Origin of the sequence: Luteibacter sp. SG786 (assembly GCF_011759605.1) — a bacterium.
GTDB lineage: Bacteria > Pseudomonadota > Gammaproteobacteria > Xanthomonadales > Rhodanobacteraceae > Luteibacter.
In genome coordinates, this window is sequence record NZ_JAAOYX010000001.1 from 272,396 (window position 1) to 292,639 (window position 20,244).

Consider the following 20,244-nt stretch of genomic DNA (forward strand, 5'->3'; position numbering starts at 1 on the left):
TGGCATCCGGGCCGGGGATCAGCGAGCGTCAGAGTGTCCCTCGCCTGAACAGCCGTCGCCACACGGCGTAGACGGGCAGGCCGGCAAGCACCACGAGGCACACCACGCCGGCGCTGAGCGGCTTGTCCCATGCATAGGCCACGACCACGGCGATCACGGTGAGAAGGAATGCCAGCGGCAGCAGCGGATACGCGGGCGTGACGAAGGCCGGGCGGCCCGTGGCATGGCGGCGATACCAGAAGAGCGTGGCGATGGTGACGGCGTAAGCAGCCCAGTCGCCGAAGGTGGCGAAATCGAGCAACTGGCCGTAGTTCGCCGCGAGCACGAGCACGATGGCCCAGCCCGAGAGCGCCATGAGGGCGATGTTCGGCGTGCGGTAGCGCGGGTGCAGCCTGGCCACGCTGGCGAAGAACAGGCCGTCCTCGCCCATGACCTGGAGCACGCGCGCCCCCGCGACGAGGGTGATGTTGCAGAAGCCGAGCGTGGACACAGCGATGCCGATGGCGATGATCTTCGCGCCGGTGTCGCCGAACACCCGGCTCATGACGTCGGCAGCCGGCGCCTGGCTGGATGCGAGCCCATCGTGTCCGAGTACGGCAAGGTAGGCATAGTTGGTGAGCACGTAGGCGGCGATGACCACGAGCATGCCCAGCACGAGCGCGCGCGGCAGCGTGCGCTGGGGATCGCGCACCTCGCCGGCGAGGTTGTTGAGGTAGCTGAAGCCGGAGAAGGCGAACAGCACGGGCAGCAGGGCACCGGCGAGGCCGCCGGCGACATGGGTCGGGCTGGGCGTGAGCGCCTGTGTGGTGCCGGCGCCGGCGAAAGCGAGGCCGGTGACCACGAGCACGGCGATGGCGGCGAGCTTCAGGATGGCGAAGACGTTCTGCACCTGCGCGCCGAAGCGGATGCCGAAGAGGTTGAGCCCGGTGACGAACACGATGGCGCCCGCGGCGAGGGGCTTCACCAGGGTGGGCGAAAGGCCGAACACCGAGGTGGCGTAGCTGCCGAAGATGGTGGCGACGGCGGCGCTGCTGCCGCTGTAGATCACGAGCAGCATGGTCCATCCGAAAAGGAAGCCCGCGAGCCGGCCGAAGGCTTCGCGCAGGTAGACGTAGCTGCCGCCGGCCTCGGGCCGCCGCGCGCCGAGTTCGGCGTAGCAGAGACACCCGATGAGGGTGAGCAGGCCGCCGCCGACCCAGAGGGCGAGCAGCACCAGGCTGGAGTCGGTGCGCTGCGCGGCGATGCCGGGGTTCAGGAAGATGCCGCCGCCGATGATGCCGCCGACCACGATGAGCGCGGCGTCCATGAGGGTGAGGCGTCGGGCGTAGCCGGGGTTTTCCATGGCGATAGCGTTGACGAGGAGGCGTGCAGGATGGCGTGTGTCACATGGGGGCGCAAGCTGACTGGCTTGGCGTCGCCATCGCAATGGCGCTGGGGCGTGGCGGCAGGAGCCCTCGGCCGCCCCCTCGTCGCTACGCTGCGGTGTCGCTTGGGAAAGGAGGGCCGCTGCGCGGCCAGTTTTCGATGGCTTGCGCCCCGGCGCGCACGGACGGTCGGCGGGGTTTTCCGACTCGACATCCTTGTCTCGGCGGAAAAGGCCGGCCATCCTGGCCGGCCCCCTTCGGGCCTTCTCCGCCGACCGTCCTCACCTCCGCTACCCGCGCCGAGGGGGCGACCAAGGGCTCTACCGATTACTGAGGTACATGCGGGGAACCCACGCGCGGTAACCGCACGTTTGGTATGAGGCGACGCTTTGGCTCACTTCCGCCGCGAACGTACGAAGTACGGCGCGGCCAGATGGAGTAGACCAACCAGAACGGCGCACCCGATATATTCGACAAAGCCATCGGAAGCGGGACGCTCGCCATGCTGCGCCGATCTGAGGGCTTCTGCGATGAGCAGAATCGCCAGCGGGGACACCAGTAACCAACTGATCCAGCCCGCTACGGGAAAGACCCGCCGTCGCCAAGGGGCCCAGAACTCCCTACGGCTTCTGGATGCGGGTTTCAGCCAAGGTATGACCAGCCACGCAATGACATGCAGGGCTACGGTCCCCACTATCGCCGTTGACCACGTAGCGACGCTGTAGGTCGACTCAAGCGAGGTTGCTCCGAAAAAACTATCCAGCCAGTCGTACGCAACCGTAGGAAGAAAGAAATAAGAGGTGTCGTCAACAGCAAGCCACGCGATGCCGTAAACATGCGTCGCCACAATCAGCCACGACACCCAGCCGATCACGTACTTGAATCTGCTCACGATACCTGGACCGTACCGTAGGACATGATTTTCGTTCCGGGGATTTCCTCTGTCACCGTGGTTCGAAGCAAGCGGTGAAGCACATAGAAATCTGACTTGCGTTCTAGAGTGATACAGCCCTCACTGATTCCTCGTGGGCCTTTCGGGTGCAGTCGAAACTGCCCACGAAGCACTCCGTCACACCATCGCTCATCATCAATGAACCGGTCTTTTGCGTACAGCGCGAACCAGTCACCCTTCACGGCATTCTCGAAAACATTGAACCTTCCCTGCGGTCTGTCGACGATGTAATACCTGCCTACAGGAATGGGACCCTTGTTTGGTACACACATGTGCGTGCGCCGATTCCGAAATTCTTCGTTTCCTGAAAACGCCCGGAACGACATGCCGCCGATCACCAGCGCCGTCTCCGGCTTCAACTCGAAAATGCCATGTAGCATGTCTTACTCCTTGGGTATGCGCGGCAGGCGCCATCGAATGCGCGCAGCGTTGTACTCCGTTCCCACTTAAATATGTTTGAGAAAACCGGCCATCGAAGTGATGCATGCGGTTGTCGTTCATGCATGCGATGCGTTAAAGGCGCCCCGGTCGCGCTACTGCAAGCTTTGGTACCCCTTTCCGACGTCAACCTGGTTGCTTGCTTTCACTCTGTGGTACTCGCAAGAACGTTTTCAGAGAGCCCTTGAGCATCGAAGGACGCGGGTGTCCCTGTAGGACGCCATGAGAAGTGCCTCAGCGGATGCTGCTGTTCAGGAATCCAAAAATTCATTCCTGGGCAACCCCGGCGCGGCGGCGAAGGCCGAGGCGGGCGAGGGAGCCCGGAATTGGCAACGGAACAACCCGAGGAATGACCGCTTGAAGGTCGGCCGCCCCCCGTTTGCCTTTTTCCCATTGCGGCGCAACACTTTCGGGAATCTATTCCCCCCCACCAGCCCAAAGAGTCCCGTGAGCGAAATCGCAAACGCGCCGTTGCCCGTCAACGCGCCCTGGATCGTCATGAAGTTCGGCGGCACCTCCGTGGCCACCGCCGCACGCTGGCGCAATATCCTCGAGCTGGCCGCCAGCCGCCGCGCCGAAGGCGCACGCGTGCTGATCGTGGTCTCGGCCCTGTCCGGCATCACCGACGGCCTGAAACAGCTTTGCACGCACACGGAATCGAAACGCCGCTCGGAAGCGGCCTCCGCACTGGCCGATCGCCACCATGCCCTGCTCGCCGAGATGTCGTTGGCGATGCCGGACACCTTGGGTGCCCGTCTGGCCGACATGGCGGCGCTGGCCGAGGCCGGCGCGGCGGAACTGGGCGAATTGGCCTGGCAGGCGCGCGTGCAGGCGCACGGCGAGCTGATGTCGAGCGCGCTGGGCGCGGCGTTCCTGTCGGCCAACGGCCTTGCCACGACCTGGGTCGACGCGCGCGAGTGCCTGCGCTCCATCGCACTGCCGAACCAGAACGAGCGCACGCGCCTGCTCTCGGCGATGGTGGAACCTCGCCACGACGCGGCGCTTTCCGCAGCCCTGGCGGAACGTGGTGAGGTCTTCATCACGCAAGGCTTCATCGCGCAAGACGATGCGGGACGCACCGTACTGCTCGGCCGTGGCGGATCGGATACGTCGGCGGCGTATTTCGGCGCCTTGCTCGCCGCGTCGCGCGTGGAGATCTGGACCGACGTGGCCGGCATGTTCAGCGCCAACCCCCGGCAAGTGGCGGGTGCGCGGCTGCTCCAGCGGCTCGATTACGAAGAAGCCCAGGAAATTGCTTCCACGGGCGCGAAAGTGCTGCACCCGCGCTGTCTTTCGCCGTTGCGCGAGCCGCGGGTGCCCTTGCTGATCAAGGACACGAACCGGCCGGAACTGGAAGGCACCGCCATCGGTCCGGAAGTGCGCGAGCATGCGCCGAGTATCAAGGCGATCAGCGCGCGCAAGGGCATCACCCTCGTTTCCATGGAATCGGTGGGCATGTGGCAGCAGGTGGGCTTTCTGGCCGACGTGTTCGATGCGTTCAAGCGGCACGGCCTGTCGGTGGACCTGATCGGCTCGGCGGAAACGAACGTCACGGTGTCGCTGGATCCGACGGAAAACCTGCTCGATTCCGATGCCATCGCCGCGCTTGCCGCGGATCTGGCGCGCGTATGCCGGGTAAAGGTGATCGCGCCGTGCGCGGCCATCACGCTCGTCGGGCGCGGCATGCGTTCGATGCTGCACAAGCTGTCGGGCGTGCTGGCGGAATTCGGCCAGCTGCGCGTGCACCTGATCTCGCAATCGTCGAACAACCTCAACCTGACCTTCGTGGTCGACGAAGACGTGGTGGACGATATGTTGCCTCGGCTGCATGAACTGCTGATCGGCGCCGGTGCCCTGCGCACCGACGACAGCATGGTGTTCGGGCCGTCCTGGCAATCGCTCTACGGCAGTGGCGAGCAGGCCGCGTCGGCGGCCGCCTGGTGGCACGGCGAGCGCCCGACGCTGCTGCGCCTCGCGGAAGAACGCACGCCGCGCTACGTGTACCACCTGCCCACCGTGCGTGCGCAGGCGCGCCGGGTGAAGTCGCTGAAGGCGGTGGATCGCGCGCATTACGCGGTAAAGGCGAACACGCATCCGGGCATCCTCAAGGTGCTGGCGGAAGAAGGGTTCGCTTTCGAATGCGTCTCGCCGGGCGAGCTGGCCGCCGTTTCCGCGGCGGTTCCGGCCGACGTGCCGCTGCTGTTCACGCCCAATTTCGCCTCTCGTCGCGACTTCGCCGACGCCTTGCAGACCCGCGCCACGATCACGATCGACGCCTTGCATCCCATCGAACATTGGGGCGAGATGTTCGCGGGGCGCGATATCGTGCTCCGGGTGGACCTCGGCCGCGGCCTGGGCCACCACGAGAAAGTGAAAACGGGCGGCACGGACAGCAAGTTCGGCGTGCCGATCGAGCACATCGACCGCTTCCTGCGCCTTGCCGATGCGGCCGGCGCCCGGGTGATCGGTCTGCATGCGCACCTTGGCTCGGGCATCCTGGATGCCGCGCATTGGGGCGAGGTCTATTCGCAACTGGCCGCCCTGGCGGAACGTATCGGCACCATCACGGTGCTGAACATCGGCGGCGGGCTGGGCGTGCCGTCGCATCCCGGCGAGACGGCGCTCGACATGGCTGCGCTCGATCGCGTGCTGACCTCGGTGCGCCAGGCGTATCCGCAGTTCCAGCTGTGGATGGAGCCCGGCCGCTACCTCGTCGCGGACTGCGGCGTGCTGCTGGCGAAAGTCACGCAGGAGAAGGAAAAAGGTGCGAACACGCGTTACCTCGGCCTCGACACGGGCATGAACAGCCTCATCCGGCCTGCGTTGTACGACGCATGGCACGAGATCGCCAACCTTTCGCGCATGGACGAGCCGGCCACCACGATGTACCAGGTGGTGGGCCCCATCTGCGAATCGGGCGACATCCTGGGCTCGGACCGCCGGCTGCCGGAATCGAAAGAAGGCGATGTGATCCTCGTGGCGCAAGGTGGCGCGTACGGCGCGGTCATGTCGTCGCGCTACAACCTGCGCGACGAAGCCGACGAGGTGCTGCTGCCGTGACGGACACATTCATCGATCCGCGCAACAGCCAGCGGTTCCGCTTCGTTCGCAATACCTTCGCCGACGGCGTCGCCGAACTGGTCTACGCCTTCGACGACGGCCCGGAGCTGGTGGAACGCGTGACCTTTCCCGGCGCGCCGGCCGTGCCACCGGAGCGCGAGGCCGCCCTCGCGGCGGCCCTGCGCCTGCTGCACCTCGTTGCCGGCGTCAGCTATTACAAGGCAGGCATTCCGGCACGCATCGTGGTCGAGGGGCAGCCTCTGGACGAGGCCACGGCATACCTGCTGGATGCGCTGTACCTGCATGGGCTGGCCGAGTTCGCGTACCGCAACCGGCTGGACCTGCGCGGGCGCATCGCGTTTCCTTTCGAGCGACATGCCACGGTGCCGGCGACGGCGGCGGGACTTCCGCCGCGTTCGCTGCTGCCGATCGGCGGCGGCAAGGATTCCGTCGTGGCTGTCGAAGCGGTGAAGTCCATCGGCGCCGACGCCACGGCCACCTGGGTTGGCAACTCGCCGCTCATCGCGGAATGCGCGGCGCGCACCGGCCTGCCCACGCTGAACATCTCGCGCGAACTCGCGCCAGGGCTCTTCGAGCTCAACCGGCTGGGCGCATGGAACGGGCATATTCCAGTGACCGCCATCAACTCGGTCATCCTCGCGGTCGCTGCCATCCTCTACGGTTACGATTCCATCGTGTTCGCGAACGAGCGCTCAGCGTCCGTCGCCACGCTGGAATACGACGGGCAGGAAGTGAACCACCAGTGGAGCAAGGGCTTCGGGTTCGAGAAAAGCCTGCACGACTACCTGCATACGCATGTGGCCGCCGATCTCGACTATTGCTCGCTGTTGCGGCCCTGGTCGGAACTGGCGGTGACCAGCGCGTTCGCCCGTCTGGGCGGCGAGTATTTCAACGTGTTCTCCAGCTGCAACCGCAATTTCCGCATCCTGGGCCCCAAGCCCGCGGACCGGTGGTGCGGGCAATGCCCGAAGTGCCACTTCGTCTTCCTGGCGCTGGCACCGTTCATGGCCAAGCCGCGCCTGCTCTCCATCTTCGGGCGCAACCTGCTGGATGACGATGCGCTCGCGGGCGCGTTCGACGCGCTGCTCGAATACAAAGACCACAAGCCGTTCGAGTGCGTGGGGGAGGGCGCCGAGGCACGCGCGGCGATGGCCGTGCTGGCCGATCGTCCGGAGTGGCGAGAAGATGCGCTCGTCGCACGCTTCCGCACCGAGATCCTTCCGCAGTTGCAGCGCGAAGACCTTACGCTGGAGCCATGGTTGAAACCCGGCGCATCGCACCTCGTTCCGCGGCGGCTGCTTGGAGCGCTGGATGCGCTGCGCTGACCTGCGCGACAAGCGCGTCGCGGTGTGGGGATTTGGCCGCGAGGGCCGCGCCGCCCTCGCCGCGCTGGCCCGGCACCTGCCCGGCCAGCCGGTGACGCTGTTCTGCAGCGCTAGCGAAGCCGAGGCTGCGCGGGCCGCTTTCCCCTCGGTGGACGTTCGCGACGCGGCACCCGATGCGCACGCGCTGGCCGCCTACCACGTGGTGGTGAAGTCGCCCGGCATCTCGGCATACAAGCCTGAGCTGCTCGATGCGCAACGGCGAGGCACGCGGTTCACGTCGGGTAGCGCGCTGTGGTTCGGCGAACACGTCGATGCGCGCACGATTGCCGTGACCGGCACCAAGGGCAAGAGCACCACGTCGGCCCTCATCGCCCATCTTGCGCGGTTCCTCGGCGTGCGCACCGCGCTGGCCGGCAACATCGGCATGCCGATGCTGGAACTCGACGACGCCAGCGCGGACCTCTGGGTCATCGAACTGTCGAGCTTCCAGACGGGCGAGGCCATGGGTGTCGATCTCGGCGTGGTCACCAGTCTGTACGAGGAGCACCTCGACTGGCACGGCACGCGCGAGCGCTACGTGGACGACAAGCTCAAGCTTCTCTCGGCGTCGGCGCAGGTGCTGGTCAATGCAACGCAGCCGCTGCTGCTGACGCGTGCCCTGGATCATCCCGGCCTGCACACGTTCGGCGATGCGTCGGGATGGCACGTGGCCGACGGCTGGATACGTCGCGGCGACGAGCCGGTCATCGAGGCCTCCCGGGTGGCCGCGCCGGGGTTGCACAACGCACTCAACGCTTGCGCGGCGCTGGCGGCCCTGGAGATCATGGGGCTGGACGCCCGCGCGGCCGCGCCTGCGCTGTCCACCTTCGTCCCCCTGCCGCACCGGCTGCAGCCGCTGGGGGTGCACGACGGTCTCGACTGGGTGAACGACTCGATCAGCACGACGCCCTTGGCCAGTCTGGCGGCACTCGAAACGATGCGCGGGAAACGCACCGCGCTCATCGTCGGCGGACACGACCGCGGCCTCGACTGGGTGCCGTTCGTGGAGGCGATGCGCATGGCAGCACCGGAGGCCATCGTGTGCCAGGGCGCGAACGGCCCGCGCATCGCGGACGCCCTCGAAGCGGCGGGCGTGTCGGGCGTCTATCGCGCCACCGACCTTCCGGCCGCTGTGGCGGCGGCGCGTGCGGCGCTCGCCGGGCAGGGATGCGTTCTCCTCTCTCCCGGCGCACCGAGCTTCGACCAGTTCCACGACTACACCGAGCGCGGAAAGCGCTTCGCCGAACTGGCGGGTTTCCAGGCGAGCACGGCAAGCATCCAGGGCCTCGGCATCGCCTGATCGGCGTATCGAGGTCGTCCATCTGCTTCAACGCGCAGTTGGCGAAGCTGTTCTTGTGGTTTTCGCTTCGTAGGTTTGGCTCGCCTGTTCGGCCTCGCATCGGCGCCTGTGCCGTTTTCTGAAGGCCGGCAGCCGTCGCCCTCGCCGCGAAGACTTACGTCGTTCCTTGCGACAGGAGAGCCGCTGCGCGGCTAGTGTCTTATGGCTTACGCCGCGGCGGACCCGGGCGTCCGGGCGGGGGTCTTCGACTCGGCCTCCGTGCCTCGGCGAAGACGGCGGGCCGTCCTGGCCCGCCCCCTGACGGGCCTTCTCCGCCCGGCCGCCCTCGACTCCAGACATCGCGGCGAGGGCGACGGCTGCCGGCATCGGACGGTGCGGTGGTGTGTTGTGTAGTGCGTGGCGCGGCGTCGTTTGTTCGGTCTGTGGCGACCGTCCGCGCTTGAGTCGCTGGGTGCCTGCCTTCGCAGGCACGACGGTTGGGCAGGCACGACGGTAGGGAAGGGTGAGGTATTGGGATTCGCGGGGTTGCTGTAGGAGCCGCCATGGCGGCGAGGAAACCTGGCCTCGGTTCCCAAGAAATACAATTGCCCAATGCTCTCTGTGGGAGCCGGCTCTGCCGGCGATCCCGCGGCAGCGGGCAAGCTTGCCGCGAGCACCCATCGCCGCTGAAGCGGCTCCCACACAAAGCGAAGCGGCTCCCACATGAGCGCGATGCGGCGGCATCGCAGCGTCACCACCTACCGTCGTGCCTGCGAAGGCAGGCACCCAGCGCCCCGGTCACAAGAGACGGAAGCACGCCATTGGCTCGCGCTTCACTCTCCCCACACCAACCCACACCGTCGGTGGCCAGTACCCGTTCCCCTCGCCGCGATGTCTGGAGTCGAGGGCGTGCGGGCGGAAGAGGCCCGCAGGGGGCGGGCCAGGACGGCCCGCCGTTTCCGCCGAGGCAGGAGGCCGAGTCGGAAACCCCCGCCCGGACGCCCGGGTCCGCCGCGGCGAAGCCATAAGACATGAGCCGCGAAGCGGCTCTCCTTTCGCAAGGAACGACGTAAGTCTTCGCGGCGAGGGGAACGGGTACTGGCTCCCAAGAAACGGCACTGGCGCCGATGCGAGGCCGCAAGGCGAGCCCACCCAACGAAGCAAAGAAAAAAATCCGTGCCGCGACCTGACCGCCCAGGATTCCGCAAGCGAATGGCGTTTCCCCAAGAATCAATTCGCCATGCAATGTGAATTTCTCGTTGCAGTGCAGCATCGAACGCGAATGGCCTGCTGCATGCACCCGCGATTTCTGCATCGAGGAAAAAGCCTGCACACATAGTCGTTTACGTCGCGATACGGGTGGCGATCGAACGCATGGATCGATCCAAATGCGGCCTGAGAATTTGCGCAGCGCACTATTTTTCTCGAGATTAAATATCAAACAAAATCATGCCCTTAAGTGAATTTTGGAAACTTTAGATCGAGTTAAAAAATTGGTTGACAACGTTGTCAGCGCCCTCGGAGAATCAAGCACGTCATACCACTGCAACGACGACGGAACGCGCGCGGTGGGGCCATGCCCGCGCAGATCGCGGTCGCCGGGGTACGCAGGGCCAGAACGAATCAACGGAAGCGAAAGACGCCAACGCGGGCCCAGGCCGGCGCGGTGCCGTTCGCTTCGAGAAAAGCGAAATCCCCCTGTGCGGGAGCGAACGCGCGAGCGGTCGTTCCCGCGCTGTTTCCTCTTCCCCAGGAGCAAAGAAGTGAATCACCGGATCAGCGCACTTTCCATGGCCATCATGGCCGGCCTGCTCGCCACGGGCAGCGCGATGGCACAGGATGCGGCTTCCCCCGCGCCCGCCACGAACACCCCCGCGAAGCCTGCCGCCGCAGCGCCTGCCCAGACCGATGCGCAGAACGCCGCGAGCCTCGAAGGCATCACCGTCACCGGCATCCGCGCGAGCTTGCAGAAGTCGCTCGACCTGAAGCGGAACTCCGACTCCATCGTCGACGCCATCTCGGCCGAGGACGTGGGCAAGTTCCCGGATACCAACGTTGCCGAATCGCTGTCGCACCTTCCGGGCATCAGCGTGGACCGCAACTTCGGCGAAGGCGACAAGGTCAGCATCCTCGGCACGGACCCGGCGCTGAACCGCCTGCTGCTGAACGGCCAGACGCTCGCCTCCACCAACTGGACCTCCGATCCGAACAATCCGGACAGCCGCTCGTTCGACTACAGCCTGCTGACCTCCGAGATCATCGGCAACGCGCAGGTGTACAAGACCCCGCAGGCGAACATCGACGAAGGTTCGATCGGCGGTACCGTCATCGTGAATACGCGCCGTCCGTTGGACCTCAAGGCCAACACGCTGACCGGCACGGTGAGCTACGGCTACAACGACCGCGCGGACACCGGCAAGCCGAACGCGTCGGTGCTCTACAGCTGGAAGAACAACGACAACACCTTCGGTGTGCTCGGTTCGCTGATGCACTCCGACCGCATCATCGACCGCCAGGGCACCGAGATCTTCGGCTACCAGCGTGCCAACGATCCGACCGACACGAACCCCAACCACCAGTTCGCCCCGGGCGTGGTGCCGGCGGACCAGCAGCCGGTGTACCCGACCGCGATCAACACTGCCTGGTTCCAGCAGCGCCGCAAGCGCGATGGCGTGTCCACCGGTGTGCAGTGGAAGCCGAACGACAGCTTCGAGCTGAACTTCACCGGCCTCTACGTGACCGAGAAGTTCGACAACTACAACCAGAGCCGCTACGGCGACTGGTCGAGCTCCGCGCCGTACGCCACTTCCGCCAGCGTGAACAATGGCGTGATCACCAGCGCGTCGTACGGTCCGAACGCGCCGACCTATCTCGACGGCTATGAGCGCGAGTCCAAGGTCAATACCGGCACGGCGCAGCTGCGCGCCGATTGGCACGGCGACGGCTGGAACGCGTCCAGCCAGATCGGCTACACCGGTTCCACCGGCGGCTCCGAAGGCATCTGGAACGCCCAGGTGAAAAGCCTCGGCGGTTACGACTGGAACCTGGCCGGCGAGCATCCGCAGATCAACTATCACTTCGCGGACGACCCGTCGCAGGCCGTGCTCAACGGCGTGGGCTTCAGCCGTGCGCCTACCTATGACCGCGAACGCTACTTCCAGGCCGACTTCTCGCACGACGTCGCCTGGGGCCCGCTCAACCAGATCGAAGTGGGCGTGAAGGCCACCAACCATTACAACGGCCAGGACGCCTATGCGGCGCGCTTCCCGTCGCTCGCCGACATGGGCATCGCCGGCAACACGCTTGCCGACTTCGCCGGCGGCCAGACCCCGGACGGCTTCCTCGGTGGCCTGAACGCCACGCCGGGCATGGCCAACTGGACCACCATCAGCAGGGGCGGCCTCAAGGACGGCGTGAACGCGCTCGTCGACCAGTACGGCGCGCCGGTCGATCCGAAGGCCACCTACGCCATCCAGGAACAGAACCGCGCGTTCTATATCCAGGGCGACTTCTCCGGCGACGACTACCGCGGCAACCTGGGTGTGCGCTACTTCCGCACGCGCGACACCGTGGACGGTTTCAACTCGGTGGGCACCGACGCGTATGCGCCGGTGAACAAGCGCAGCGCGTACCACAACTGGCTGCCGTCGCTGAACATCGCCTACGACGTGGCGCCGGACCTCACGCTGCGTTTCGCATACGCGCAGACCATCGCCCGCCCGCGCTACCAGCAGATGACCCCGTACGTGGCGCTCGACGACCGCACCCTCACCGGTTCGCGCGGCAACACCGACCTGGGTCCGTACAAGTCGACCAACTACGACTTCTCGGCCGAGTGGTACTTCTCCGAGAACAGCGTGCTGGCCGCGGAACTGTTCTTCCGCCGCATCTCCGGCTACATCCTCAACACGCAGGTGCTGGAAACCCAGTACAACCTGACCAACCAGCGCGACGACGTGTACCAGATGCAGGTGCCGATCAATGCCGGCGTAGCCAAGGTCAAGGGCGCGTCGATCAGCTACCAGCAGAACTTCGGGCTGGGCTTCGGCATGCTGGCGAACTACACCTACTCGGATGCGGACACCAGCAACGACTTCCCGCTGCCGTACAACTCGAAGAACTCGTTCAACCTGTCGCCGTTCTTCGAGCAGGGCCCGTGGAGCGCGCGCGTGACCTACAGCTGGCGCTCGTCGTACTTCACCTCGATCGCCGCGCTGCAGTCGCAGCAGATCACGGGTATCTTCAGGGAACTCGACGCTTCCGTCGGCTACCAGATCAACGACCATATGCGCATCTCGCTTGACGGCACCAACCTGCTCGACGAGACCTACCAGGTCTACGACGACCGCCCGAGCCAGCCGCTCTACTCGTACAAGAACGGCCGTACGTACACGCTGTCGCTGGGCTTCAAGCTGTGATGCGCCGCGCGTCGCTGGCACTGGTGTTCTGGCTTGCCGCCGGAGCGGCCAGCGCCAGCCCGCCGGAGGAGAAAGACCTTTCCTCCGGCTGGCGCTTCCGTCTGGCGCAAGGGACGGAAGCGGACGCGCACGCTGAACTGAAGGACTGGCTCCCGGCACAGGTGCCGGGAGCCGTCCAGACCGACCTCCTGGCGCTGAAACGGATCGAGGATCCGTTCTGGCGCGACAACGAGGCCGGCCTGCAATGGATCGGTCTTTCCGACTGGGATTACCGCCTGGACTTCGACGTGGATGCGGCCACCCTGGCACGCGGCCACGTCGATCTCGTTTTCGACGGCCTCGACACGTTCGCCGAGGTCGCAATCAACGGCAAGAAGGTGCTGGTGGCGGACAACATGTTCCGCCAGTGGCGCGTGCCGGTGAAAGGCAACCTGCGCAAGGGCGCCAACACGCTGGATGTGCATCTGCAGTCGCCCATCGCGCGCCTGCTGCCCTGGCTCATGAAGCAGCCGTACTCGCTGCCGGGCGAATTCGATTCCGCCTTCGGCGACGAACCCAAGGGCAAGCAAACCTCCAATTACGTGCGCAAGGCCAATTATCAGTACGGTTGGGATTGGGGCCCTCGCTACGTCACCCTCGGCATCTGGCGGCCGGTGCGGCTGGAAAGCTGGGACAACACCCGGCTTGCCGACTTCCACGTTGCCCAGAGCCATGTGGATGCCGACAACGCCAGACTCGACGCGCAGTTCGACCTCCGCGCGGACAAGGGCGGCCCGGTTACGCTCAAGATCGACTGGACAGCCCCCGACGGCACTCGCGGCCACGAGGAGCGCGGCGTAACCCTCGCCAAGGGCGAGAACCACGTGTCCCTGCCCGTGTCGATCGCGCACCCGCAACGCTGGTGGCCGGTCGGTTACGGTGAGCCGAACCTCTACCGCTTCCACGCCGAAGTCGCCGCCGACGGTGCCACCGTCGCCAGCGCGGACCGCGAGACGGGCCTGCGCACGGTGGAATTGCGCCGCGAGAAGGACCAGTGGGGCAGGGGCTTCGCCTTCGTCGTGAATGGCGTGCCCATCTTCGCCAAGGGCGCCAACCTCATTCCGTTCGACAGTTTCCCGACGCGCGTGACGCCGCAGCGCATGGAGGCGATCCTCCATTCCGCGAAAGACGCCAACATGAACATGCTGCGCATGTGGGGCGGCGGCACCTACCAGGACGACGCCTTTTACGCGGCCGCCGATCGCCTCGGCATCATGATCTGGCAGGACTTCATGTACGGCGGCGCCATCACGCCGTACGACCCGGCTTTCCGCGAAAACGCGCGCATCGAGGCGGTAGAGCAGGTCACGCGCCTGCGCGATCATCCGTCCATCGTACTGTGGGCCGGCAACAACGAAGTGCAGACCGGCTGGGACGACTGGCCGGACCGGCAGGACTTCCGCAAGTTCGTCAACGCGGACGAAGTGAAGCGCATCGACGACGGCATGCGCGAACTCTTCGGCACGACCCTGCGCAAGGTCGTGAATGACCTCTCGCCGGAGGTGCCGTACTGGGCCAGTTCGCCCAGTACCGACTACGAAGGGCCCGCCAACGTCGAGAACGACGGCGACTTCCACTACTGGAAAGTGTGGTCGGGTTCCGAGCCGATCTCGCACTACCTGGACGTGACGCCGCGCTTCCAGTCGGAATACGGCCTGCAGTCGTTCCCCGTGATGGCGACCATCAAGGCGTTCGCGTCCGAGGGCGACATGCAGCCCGAATCGAAGGTGATGCGCGCGCACCAGAAGTTCGCCAACGGCGACGGCAACCAGCGCCTGTTGTTGTACATCCGTCAGGAGTACGGCGAACCGAAGGACTTCCCGTCCTTCGTGTACCTGAGCCAGGTGATGCAGGCCGAAGGCATCGAGCTTGCCGCCGAACACCTTCGCAGCGCGCGGCCACGCAGCATGGGCTCGCTCTACTGGCAGTTGAACGACGTATGGCCCGGTGCCTCATGGGCCAGCGTCGATTATTTCAATCGCTGGAAGGCGCTGCAGTTCCATGCGAAGCGCTTCTACGCCCCCGTGGATGTGGTGCCCCTGCGTCGCGACGGCACGACCGAGGTCTTCGCCGTATCCGATCGCACCACCGACTTCGCCGCCACGCTCCGTACCCGTGTGTACGACATGGGCGGCAAGCTGCTGCGCGAGTCCAGCCAGCCGGTGAATGCGAAGGCGCTTTCCAGCATCAAGGCGACGACGGTAGGCGACGCAGTGCTTCTGAAGGGTGCCGATCCCCGCAAGACCGTGGTGTCGTTCGACCTGCTGGAGCAAGGCAACGTCGTGGCGCACCACCTGCTCTACTTCGGCGCGGCCCGCACGCTGGCCCTGCCGAAACCCGAGCTTTCCAGCACCCTTCGCAAGAGCGCGAACGGATACGTCCTCACCGTATCGGCGAAGCGCCTTGCGCGCGCCGTATGGGTGGATACCGGCGACCTCGACGTGCGCCTCGACAGGAATGCATTCGACCTGTTGCCGGGCGAGAAGGTCGACATCGCGATCGATGGCAAGGTGGACATCGATGCGCTTCGCCATGCTTTGACGTTACGCTCGCTTGTCGACGCCCTGAAGGAGACCACGCCGTGAATCCCAATCGCCGCAACCTCGTGAAGTGGCTGTCCCTCGTGCCGACCGCGGCCGTGCTCGGCGGTGGCGGCATGGCCGCCGTGGCGGCCCCCCGCTTTCCGAGCAAGCGACCGCCGGTGGGCAAGCGCAAGTTCACCAGCGAAGCGGTGGAAGCGCTGATCGCGAAGACGAAGAAGAAGATCAAGGACCCGGAACTCGCCTGGTTGTTCGAGAACTGCTTCCCGAACACGCTCGACACCACCGTGGAAGTGGGCCGTCTGGACGGTTACGAAGACACGTTCGTCGTGACCGGCGACATCGATGCGATGTGGCTGCGCGACTCTTCGGCCCAGGTGTGGCCGTACCTGCCGCTCGTGACGAAAGACGAGGCACTGCGCAAGCTCTTCCGCGGCCTCATCCGCCGGCAGGCGCGCTGCATTTCCATCGATCCTTACGCCAACGCGTTCCTCCCCGATCCGAAGGGCAAGAGCAAGCTCGACTGGGCGCAATCCGATTTGCCCATGCTGCCCGGCGTGGGGGAGCGGAAATGGGAGATCGACTCGCTCTGCTATCCGGTGCGGTTGGCGCACGGTTATTGGCAGGCGACGGGCGACCGCGAACCGTTCGACGAATCCTGGCGCGCGGCCACGCGACGCATCCTCGAGACCTTCCGCGAGCAGCAGCGCAAGGACGGCCACGGGCCGTACCACTTCCTGCGCACCTCGCCGAAACCCACCGAAAGCCAGTTCCTGGACGGCTACGGCCAGCCCACGCGGCCGGTGGGCATGATCCACGCGATGTTCCGTCCGTCGGACGACGCGACGGTGTACGCGTTCAACATTCCGGGCAACCTCTTCGCCGTGGTGACGCTGCGCCGCCTGGCGCAGATGCACGCCACGCTGTACGGCGACCAGGTCTTCGCCGGGGAGTGCAATGCCATGGCCGACGAGGTGGCTGCCGCGGTGGAGAAATACGGCACCATCGCCGACAACTCCGGCGACTACTGGGCCTACGAAGTCGACGGCTACGGCAACAGCCTGTTCATGGACGATGCCAACGTGCCGAGCCTGCTCTCCCTGCCGTATCTGGAGTGCACGCCGCACGACGCACGCTACGCGCGTACCCGCGCGAAGGTGTGGAGCATGGACAACCCGTATTTCTTCAAGGGTAGCGCGGGCGAAGGCATCGGTGGCCCCCATGAGGGCCTGCGCATGATCTGGCCCATGTCCATCATGATGAAGGCATTCACCACGGACGACACCGCGGAAATCCGCCAGTGCCTGCACTGGCTGAAAACCACCCACGCGGGCACCGGCTTCATGCACGAGGCCTTCGACCAGGACGACCCGAAGCAGTTCACGCGTTCGTGGTTCGCCTGGGCCAACACGTTGTTCGGCGAGCTGGTGGTTCACCTCGCCGACAAGCACCCCGATACCCTGTAACTGGAGCGAATGCATGGTTACCCGTCGACGTTTTCTGCAAGGGATGGCCGCCGTCACGGCCATTGGTCAGCTCGGCTCCCTCTCCGCGCTGGCCGATGGTGTGCAGGAAGGCCTCAAGACACCCGCACCCGGCGGCGGCACCGCCGGGGCGGGTGTGCTGCGTTACGTCGACGTTTTCGTCGGCACGGGCGGCCACGGTCACACCTATCCCGGTGCGACGCGGCCGTTCGGCATGGTGCAGCTCAGCCCCGACACGTACAACGCGCAGTGGGACGGCTCCTCGGGGTACCACCAGGGCGATGGCTCGATCATGGGCTTCTCGCACACCCACCTGTCGGGCACCGGCGCGTCCGACATGCTCGACTTCCTGGTCATGCCATCGATGGGCCCGGTGCTGCTGCAGCCGGGCGATCGCGACTATGACGGCGTGAACTACGTGTCGCGCTTCGACGCGCAGAAGATGAGCGGCGACAAGGCGCCGAAGGGCTACAAGACCGGCGTGAAGGGCTACCGCTCGCACTACACCGGCGAGCAGGCCCATCCCGGGTATTACCGCGCCAAGCTCACCCGCTTTGACATCCTCGCCGAGCTGACGGCCACGCTCCGCGCCGGCATGCATCGCTACACCTTCGGCAAGGACGGCGACGCGCACCTGCTCATCGACCTCACGCACGGCTTCGCCGACGCGATGGACAAGCCGGCGAAGGTGACCGACGCCGAACTTACCCTGGTCGGCAACGACACGCTCGTGGGCGGCCGTCGCGTGTGGCAGTGGGCCAGCGGGCGCGTCATCTACTTCGCCATGAAGGTATCCCGGCCGATAGCGAGCGCCACCTTCTACTCGGAGGACAAGGCGCTGCCCAAGGGAAGCACCACCGCCAAGGGCGACCACCTGAAGGCCGCGCTGCATTTCGACAAGGCCTCGTCGGAACCCCTGCTCGTGAAGGTGGGCATCTCCGGCGTGGATATCGACGGCGCCATGCGCAATCTCGACGGCGAAATGCCGGCTTGGGACTTCGACGGCATTCGCGCCTCGGCCGAGGCGGAGTGGGAGCGCGAGCTCTCGAAGATCCGCATCGACTCCACGTCCGACAAGATCAAGCGCACGTTCTACAGTTCGCTGTACCACACCATGCTGGCGCCCACCGTCTTCAGCGACATCGACGGGCGTTACCGCGGCATGGACAAGGCGGTGCACACGCTGCCGCAAGGGCGGCACAACTACAGCACCTATTCGCTGTGGGACACCTATCGCGCCGAGCACCCGTTGCTCACGCTCTACCAGTCCGACCGTGTGCCCGACCTCGTGGACGGCATCGTGCGCAATGCGGTGGAAAGCCCCAGCGGTGCGCCCGTGTGGCCCCTGCAAGGTATCGAGACGGTCTGCATGATCGGCTACCACTCCGCTGTCGTGGTGGCCGAGGCGCAGGCGAAGGGCTTTGCCGGCATCGATTACGCGAAAGCCTGGCCTGTCTTCCGCCGCCGCGCCATGCAGGACGATTATTTCGGGCTCACCTACTACCGCAAGCTGGGCTTCATTCCCAGCGACAAGGAAGGCGAGGCCGTGAGCAAGACGCTCGAATACGCGTACGACGACTGGGCGGTGGCGCACATGGCCGATGCGCTGGGCCATGCCGACGATGCCGCGGCACTGCGCAAGCAGTCGAAAAACTACGCCAACGTGTTCGACAAGAACACGCAATTCGTTCGTCCCCGTGCGGAAGACGGCACGTGGATCGAACCGTTCGATCCGGTCTCCATCGGCCATTCGGACCGGTGGCGCGATTTCACCGAATCCAACGCCTGGCAGGCGACGTTCCTGAACCAGCACGACCTCTACAACTACATGGCGCTCTTCGGTGGGGAAGAGGCCTTCGAGAAGAAACTCGACGGTCTGTTCAACGCCGAGCCCATCCTGCCGGACAACGCGCCGCCGGACATCGCGGGCCTGATCGGCCAGTACGCGTTCGGCAACGAGCCGGGCCACCACGTGCCCTATCTCTATGCGTACACCGGCTCGCACCACAAGACGCAGGCGCGCGTGCGCATGCTCCTGGAGACCATGTACCTGCCCGAGCCCGACGGCCTTGCCGGCAACGAGGACTGCGGCCAGATGAGCGCCTGGTACGTCCTGAGCGCCATGGGCCTTTATTCTGTCGATCCGGTGAGCACGAACTATGTGTTCGGCAGCCCGATCCTGGATCGCGCGGAAGTACAGGTGGGCAACGGCCGCACCCTGGTCGTCGAGACGAAGGACAACGGCCCCGGTCGCGCCTATATCCAGTCGGTGACCTGGAACGGCAAGCCATGGACGAAGAGCTGGATACCGCACAAGGAACTCGCCGCCGGCGGCACGCTCAGCTTCGTGATGGGCGATACGCCCAACCCGAATTTCGGCAAGGCGCCGGCGGACCGCCCGCCGTCGTTCGGGGAGCAGGCCAAGGCGTAAGCCGGAATCGGCACGTTCACGAGCGATAGACCCCGATGGCGACACTCTGCCCCGGCCGGGAGGACCCGGCAGGGATGGGGGGTGGTGACATGTCGTACGTGGGGCGTATGTATTTTCGGCTGTATCTGCCTGCGGGGCTGGCACTGGCCGGCGGTGCCATCGGCGCCGCCGCCCTCAAGGCCGTGCAGCCGGCGCCGGGCGGCCTGGGCACGCTGTCGCTCTATTCGAACCTGCCCGCGTGGGCTTTTGCCGCGGGGATCGCGCTCGCACTGGCCATCGCCGGCGTCCAGACGGTCAGGCTACGGCTGTGGGATCGCGGCGCGATCCCGGGCTGCTATGTGTGCGGCTGTCTGTTGGCCCCGCCACGCGCGGCGAGGCATGGGCTTGGCATGGCACGCCGGTGTCTGGGTTGCGGGAAACTCCATGGCGTGAACCATTACCGGCTCATGCCACGCTTGGTGCCCCTGCCGGTGGCCGTGAAGGGCGCGGCCGATGCGGTCAGGAGCGTACGTTCGTCACCGTGATGCGGTGAGCCACGCGCTCGAGCAGCGCACGCAGCGCCTCGGCGTCTTCCAGGGAGGTGTTTTCCTCCAGGGACAGCCACAGGGTGTCGCCCGAGAGGCCGTGAACCTTCTCGTTGAACTCGATTTCGATGGCGACCTTGCCGCCGGGCTGGACCACCGACACGGCGAAATTACGTTGCTGCACGCCTTCAATTCCCTGGTGAATGTTCGAGTGACTGGAGCCGCATTTTAGCCGGCCACGGAGGAAAGTGCTGTCCCCAGCCAGGAATCTCCGCGGAGGGCGCTTTCATGCGTCCCCAGGATCGCCGGCGTGGGCCTGGACGGGTGAGC

12 protein-coding genes are annotated in these 20,244 nt (G+C 65.7%); 8 read left to right on the forward strand and 4 right to left on the reverse strand.

Translation table 11 applies throughout. The features are described 5' to 3' along the window. Positions 1-28 precede the first annotated feature (28 nt). The 3 genes from FHS47_RS01160 to FHS47_RS01170 all read right to left on the reverse strand — a co-directional run bounded on the left by FHS47_RS01160 (position 29) and on the right by FHS47_RS01170 (position 2,696). Positions 29-1,342, reverse strand: coding sequence for an amino acid permease (locus tag FHS47_RS01160; protein WP_167022002.1), 1,314 nt, complete (start codon positions 1,340-1,342; stop codon positions 29-31). Between the two features lie 416 nt (positions 1,343-1,758). Further along, on the reverse strand, positions 1,759-2,256 hold the full coding sequence (locus tag FHS47_RS01165) for a hypothetical protein (RefSeq protein ID WP_167022004.1): 498 nt from the start codon (positions 2,254-2,256) through the stop codon (positions 1,759-1,761). Further along, positions 2,253-2,696, reverse strand: a complete 444-nt coding sequence (locus tag FHS47_RS01170; protein ID WP_167022006.1) for a DUF2778 domain-containing protein — start codon at positions 2,694-2,696, stop codon at positions 2,253-2,255. Before FHS47_RS01170 ends, FHS47_RS01165 begins: the two co-directional genes overlap by 4 nt. A 505-nt stretch (positions 2,697-3,201) precedes the next feature. Here FHS47_RS01170 and FHS47_RS01175 point away from each other — a divergent pair. The 8 genes from FHS47_RS01175 to FHS47_RS01210 all read left to right on the forward strand — a co-directional run bounded on the left by FHS47_RS01175 (position 3,202) and on the right by FHS47_RS01210 (position 19,914). Then, positions 3,202-5,814, forward strand: coding sequence for a bifunctional aspartate kinase/diaminopimelate decarboxylase (locus FHS47_RS01175; protein WP_208381722.1), 2,613 nt, complete (start codon positions 3,202-3,204; stop codon positions 5,812-5,814). Beyond that, on the forward strand, positions 5,811-7,160 hold the full coding sequence (gene murL, locus FHS47_RS01180) for a UDP-N-acetyl-alpha-D-muramoyl-L-alanyl-L-glutamate epimerase (protein WP_167022008.1): 1,350 nt from the start codon (positions 5,811-5,813) through the stop codon (positions 7,158-7,160). The genes FHS47_RS01175 and murL overlap by 4 nt, the downstream gene beginning before the upstream one ends. Continuing rightward, on the forward strand, positions 7,147-8,499 hold the full coding sequence (murD, locus tag FHS47_RS01185; RefSeq protein ID WP_167022010.1) for a UDP-N-acetylmuramoyl-L-alanine--D-glutamate ligase: 1,353 nt from the start codon (positions 7,147-7,149) through the stop codon (positions 8,497-8,499). The genes murL and murD overlap by 14 nt, the downstream gene beginning before the upstream one ends. Before the next feature lie 1,778 nt (positions 8,500-10,277). Beyond that, positions 10,278-12,896, forward strand: a complete 2,619-nt coding sequence (locus FHS47_RS01190) for a TonB-dependent receptor (protein WP_247741301.1) — start codon at positions 10,278-10,280, stop codon at positions 12,894-12,896. Then, a complete protein-coding gene (locus FHS47_RS01195) occupies positions 12,896-15,520 on the forward strand; it encodes a glycoside hydrolase family 2 protein (protein ID WP_167022012.1) in 2,625 nt (874 codons plus the stop codon). The genes FHS47_RS01190 and FHS47_RS01195 overlap by 1 nt, the downstream gene beginning before the upstream one ends. Next, on the forward strand, positions 15,517-16,941 hold the full coding sequence (locus FHS47_RS01200) for a glycoside hydrolase family 125 protein (RefSeq protein WP_208381724.1): 1,425 nt from the start codon (positions 15,517-15,519) through the stop codon (positions 16,939-16,941). Before FHS47_RS01195 ends, FHS47_RS01200 begins: the two co-directional genes overlap by 4 nt. A gap of 13 nt (positions 16,942-16,954) precedes the next feature. Next, a complete protein-coding gene (locus FHS47_RS01205) occupies positions 16,955-19,390 on the forward strand; it encodes a GH92 family glycosyl hydrolase (protein ID WP_167022014.1) in 2,436 nt (811 codons plus the stop codon). A gap of 107 nt (positions 19,391-19,497) precedes the next feature. Next, positions 19,498-19,914, forward strand: a complete 417-nt coding sequence (locus FHS47_RS01210) for a hypothetical protein (protein ID WP_167022016.1) — start codon at positions 19,498-19,500, stop codon at positions 19,912-19,914. Here the strand turns inward: FHS47_RS01210 and FHS47_RS01215 are convergent. Then, positions 19,889-20,098, reverse strand: a complete 210-nt coding sequence (locus FHS47_RS01215) for a hypothetical protein (RefSeq protein WP_167022018.1) — start codon at positions 20,096-20,098, stop codon at positions 19,889-19,891. The two genes, FHS47_RS01210 and FHS47_RS01215, sit on opposite strands and share 26 nt — an antisense overlap. Between the last annotated feature and the right edge of the window lie 146 nt (positions 20,099-20,244).